8 protein-coding genes are annotated in these 3,529 nt (G+C 72.7%); all 8 read right to left on the reverse strand.

What is annotated here, in order from left to right; genetic code table 11:
* The coding region (gene repSA, locus IEZ05_RS36020) for a replication initiator protein RepSA (RefSeq protein WP_229870021.1) at positions 1-998 on the reverse strand (998 nt) is incomplete at its 3' end.
* A gap of 4 nt (positions 999-1,002) precedes the next feature.
* Positions 1,003-1,182, reverse strand: a complete 180-nt coding sequence (locus IEZ05_RS36025; protein WP_189234550.1) for a hypothetical protein — start codon at positions 1,180-1,182, stop codon at positions 1,003-1,005.
* 92 nt (positions 1,183-1,274) lie between these two features.
* Entirely contained in the window at positions 1,275-1,592 is a 318-nt protein-coding gene (locus IEZ05_RS36030; RefSeq protein ID WP_189234544.1) for a SpdD-like protein, read from the reverse strand.
* A 21-nt stretch (positions 1,593-1,613) separates the two neighbouring features.
* On the reverse strand, positions 1,614-1,769 hold the full coding sequence (locus IEZ05_RS36035) for a hypothetical protein (RefSeq protein WP_189234545.1): 156 nt from the start codon (positions 1,767-1,769) through the stop codon (positions 1,614-1,616).
* 12 nt (positions 1,770-1,781) lie between these two features.
* The gene (locus IEZ05_RS36040) at positions 1,782-1,973 is read right to left on the reverse strand and encodes a mobile element transfer protein (RefSeq protein WP_189234546.1); all 192 of its coding nucleotides are present in this window, start codon (positions 1,971-1,973) and stop codon (positions 1,782-1,784) included.
* A gap of 21 nt (positions 1,974-1,994) precedes the next feature.
* Positions 1,995-2,696, reverse strand: coding sequence for a DUF2637 domain-containing protein (locus IEZ05_RS36045; RefSeq protein ID WP_189234547.1), 702 nt, complete (start codon positions 2,694-2,696; stop codon positions 1,995-1,997).
* On the reverse strand, positions 2,693-2,965 hold the full coding sequence (locus IEZ05_RS36050; protein ID WP_189234548.1) for a hypothetical protein: 273 nt from the start codon (positions 2,963-2,965) through the stop codon (positions 2,693-2,695). The genes IEZ05_RS36045 and IEZ05_RS36050 overlap by 4 nt, the downstream gene beginning before the upstream one ends.
* A gap of 81 nt (positions 2,966-3,046) precedes the next feature.
* Positions 3,047-3,529: FtsK/SpoIIIE domain-containing protein (locus IEZ05_RS36055; protein WP_268255252.1), on the reverse strand; the 483-nt coding region annotated here is incomplete at its 5' end.

Genomic DNA, 3,529 nt, shown 5'->3' on the forward strand with positions numbered 1-3,529 from the left:
TCGAGTTCGGACAGTTCCCCGATGCGGCGGTCGAGGGTGCCGGTGTTCTCGGCGGCTTTGGTGGCGTACTTAGCGACGTAGGAGGCGACGGCCTGTTCGGTGATCTCCGAGCCGTCCCCGAACGCCTTTACCGGCCGGACGTCGAGCTGGGTGCCCCAGCGGAAAGTCCGGGCCGGTTGGCCGTCGACGGCCGGGACCGATACCGAGGTGTAGGAGTGGCCGGCGGCGGCGCGGATCGCATCGGCGAGGAGATCCACGGTGGCCCAGGACGGGGGCGGGGTGTCCGGGCCGTCGGGTCCGTCGATGCGGATCACGGCGTGGAAGTGCACGGCGCCGCGTTTTTGGAATTCGGCAACCTTGCCGTACGAGAGCCGGGCGCACTCCTTGAGTTCGCGTTGGGTGATGCCGGCGCGGGCGGCGATCTCGCGGCGCAAGCGGTTGGTGAAGCGCTGCCACAGCTGCCCGGCGTGGTTGTTGAACAGCACCGCGCCCGCGTAGTCGTACGTGGCAGGGTCCAGGGCGGTGCCCAGCTCCGGGGCGCCCAGGGCGTGGTGGGTGCCGCAGCGGCAGGTGCCGCGGTCGGGCTGGTTGTGCACGCGGCCGAACGACGGGGCGGTGAGGGTGGCGAAGACCCGCGGGTGATCCCGCACGGTGGCAGGGATGTCCCGGCGGTCGTCCCCGGCCAGCCCAGCACGGATCAGGTGGTAGGTGTCGCCCGCGTACGTCCAGGCGCAGGACGGGCAGCGCGAGGCACGGCGGTTGCCGCAGGCGACACGGAGCCGCCCGCCCGGCTCTTTCTCGGTGGAGTAGTGGTGCAGGGTGACGCCGGTGGTCTTGTCCTTGTGGAGCGTCCAGCCGGTCAGGTGGATCGGGTCGGCGCAGCCGCCGGTGCGACGGATCTGGTCTTGCCAGCGATCAAAGCCCGGGGACCCGGCCACCCGCAGCAGATCGCCGAGGGTGATCGGGTCCAGGCCCGCCAGGGTGGCGGTGTCACTCACGCTGTTACCTCCCGGCCCGGGCCAGGGCGACGGGGCGGGTGCGGCCGGTGCCCTGGCAGGTCGGGCAGGTGACACGGAGGGTGGCGCGGGTCCCGTCGGGGTGGCGGGTGCCGGTGGTGATGGCGACGGTCGGGAAGCCGTCGCAGTCGCGGCAGATACGCGCGGCCGGGTCGTGCTGGGGCATCATGGGCATGCCTTTCGGGTCCGTTGGATCGGGAAGGTGGCAAGGCGCCCGGGGCGGCGGAAGTTTGGCGACGGATGCCGCCCCGGGGGCCACTAGCGGCGCTTGGCGTCGGTGTTGACCAGGGAGCGGATCACCAGGGCGCAGACGGCGACCGAGGCGCCGGTGATGGCCACGGCCAGGAGCATGGAGACCAGGACCGCGCCGACGACCAGGACGACCGCGGTGCCGCTGCCGACCAGGGCAAGTGCGGTGCCCGGGGTGAGCTGGACCGTGGGACGAGTCGAGGCCGGGGCGGCGGGGGCCGGCGGCGTGGCCTGGGCTCCCGGGGTGATGGTGGTCGGCTCGACGACGGCGGGCGGGGTGACCAGGCCGGTGGGCTGGGGCATGGTCGGAAGCTTGGGCCGGAACATAAACGTGCTCCCTTCCGTGGGTTACTCGATGGCGGTGTCGATGACCGGGGCGAGGAGGCTGTCGGCGAGGAGGTAGCCGCCCAGCAGGAGTACGGCGATGAGCCACCAGGGCGGGCGGACGAGCTTGACGCCGAGAACTCCGACGCAGAGCAGGGCGAACCAGAGCGGGACGTCCATGACGATGGCCTCCTAGCGGATCTTGCAGCGGTGGGTGCGGGCGGCGAGCTGGGCGGCGGACTGGCTGGTGTAGTCGGCGGACCAGCCGCACCCATCGGAGCTGCACACGGCGGCGTGCTTGGTTTGGCCGTGCCGGTCGCGGTGGGTGCCGATCTGCACCGGGCCGATCCGCATCACGGAGTGGAAGAAGTCACGGGCAGGCATGACGAGGGTTCTCCTTTCGGTTCAGGCGAGTTGGGCGGCGATGGCGTCGGCCAGGTGCGGCGGGACGCCGAGGCGGGCGCGCAGGGTGTCGGTGTCGATCCGGGAGCCGGTGCGGTGTTCGTGGTCGGCGGCGACCTTGCGGGCGTGGTCGACCAGCGCAGCCGGAACCGGAACCGCCGGCGGCGAAGCCGGGGCCGGTTCGGCGACCGGCAGCGCGGGGGGTTCCTCGGGCGCCGGGACGGCCACGGGCTCCGGGTCCGACTCGGCGGCTGGGGCTGGTTCGCGCTCCATCTCGGCGGCCGGGGCCGGGGCCGGGTCTGGGGCGGCGGGTGCCGGCGGAGCCGAGGGCCGGGCCGTGGGTGCGTGGGCGAGGAGGGTGCCGCCAAGGAAGGCGAGGGCGGGCCATCCGGCAACGAGGATGCGCAGCCAGGCCGGGACGTCGCTCAGGTCGAGGAGTCCGGCGGTGGCGATGTTGGCGCCGAGCGAGGCGACCAGGGCGATCAGGAACCAGCACCAGGCCAGCCGGGATGGCCCGTCGGAGCGCAGCCGACGCCAGGCGGCGACGAAGAGCAGGTCCACCGAGATGGGGTAGGCCCAGGCCTTCCAGCCGTCCTGTCCCGCGGCGGCGGCCAGGTCGTGCAGGTGGGCGAAGGACAGCGCTCCGGCGATGACTGCCTGGACCAGCACGGCGTCCAGGCGGAGAGAGCGGGTGGGCGTCCTCATGACCGGCTCCGGGGGCCGCGGCCCAGAGCGTGAGCCACGGTGTCGCGATTAGCCGGGGTGTAAGCGGTGCGGACTCCGGAGATCGACAGCCCGGCCGCATCAGCCAGGGAGGCCAGCGTGTAGGGCCGAGGGCCGGTGAACTCCCGCCCGTAGGCCAGGTACACCCGGATCTGCCGGTCCAGCTGATCACGCGCCTCCCGCAAGGCAGTGAGCTGAGCGAGGAAGTCATCCGGGAGGAGGTCATCCAGTGCTGCCAGAGACTGAGGCATGAGAAGGGCTCTCCTTCAGGCATGGAGCGGGTAGGGACCCGGCGCGAAGGACGGTCGCGCCGACCGAGGCAGGGGCAACGCTCAGGCGGCAGCCGGGGCCGACTCGACAGCCGGGACCGGGGCGACGGTGCCGAGGGCGGGCCGAAACGGCGCAAGAGCAGGCAGGTCCGGGGTCAAGTCGGCGTGCCGGTTGCAGACGTTCACCGCGTGCCGCAGCGAGGTGTGCGGGGCACGGATGCGGGCCCAGCCGCCGGCCGAGTCGCCGGTGACGGCGACGCCGGGGGTGTCGGTGGGAATCGAGATCGCGGCCAGGACGGCGTCCGGGGCGATGTCGCCGAAGGCCATGTTCGCGCTGGCTTCGTCGTTGACGCGGTGGGCGGTGCGGCCGGTGAGCTGGGCGCGGAGCATCGTGATGCCCTTGCCGAGTTCGGAGCCGAAGCGCTGCCCACAGACCTCCAGATAAATGCCGGCGGCGCGGCCGAGCTGGGCGAGCCGGGCCAGGGCGGTGATGATCCGATCGCGGCGCTTCTCGTCTTCCTTGGTGGCGAAGAGGGCAAGTTCGGC

The sequence above is a fragment of the Streptomyces flaveolus genome, from assembly GCF_014648815.1.
Classification (GTDB): Bacteria; Actinomycetota; Actinomycetes; order Streptomycetales; family Streptomycetaceae; genus Streptomyces; species Streptomyces flaveolus.

Coding starts and splice junctions, on each gene's coding strand:
- IEZ05_RS36040 (WP_189234546.1), bottom strand. CDS start 1,973: ATGCCTGCCCGTGACTTCTTCCACTCCGTGATGCGGATCGGCCCGGTG.
- IEZ05_RS36045 (WP_189234547.1), bottom strand. CDS start 2,696: ATGAGGACGCCCACCCGCTCTCTCCGCCTGGACGCCGTGCTGGTCCAG.
- IEZ05_RS36050 (WP_189234548.1), bottom strand. CDS start 2,965: ATGCCTCAGTCTCTGGCAGCACTGGATGACCTCCTCCCGGATGACTTC.
- IEZ05_RS36025 (WP_189234550.1), bottom strand. CDS start 1,182: ATGCCCCAGCACGACCCGGCCGCGCGTATCTGCCGCGACTGCGACGGC.
- IEZ05_RS36035 (WP_189234545.1), bottom strand. CDS start 1,769: ATGGACGTCCCGCTCTGGTTCGCCCTGCTCTGCGTCGGAGTTCTCGGC.
- IEZ05_RS36030 (WP_189234544.1), bottom strand. CDS start 1,592: ATGTTCCGGCCCAAGCTTCCGACCATGCCCCAGCCCACCGGCCTGGTC.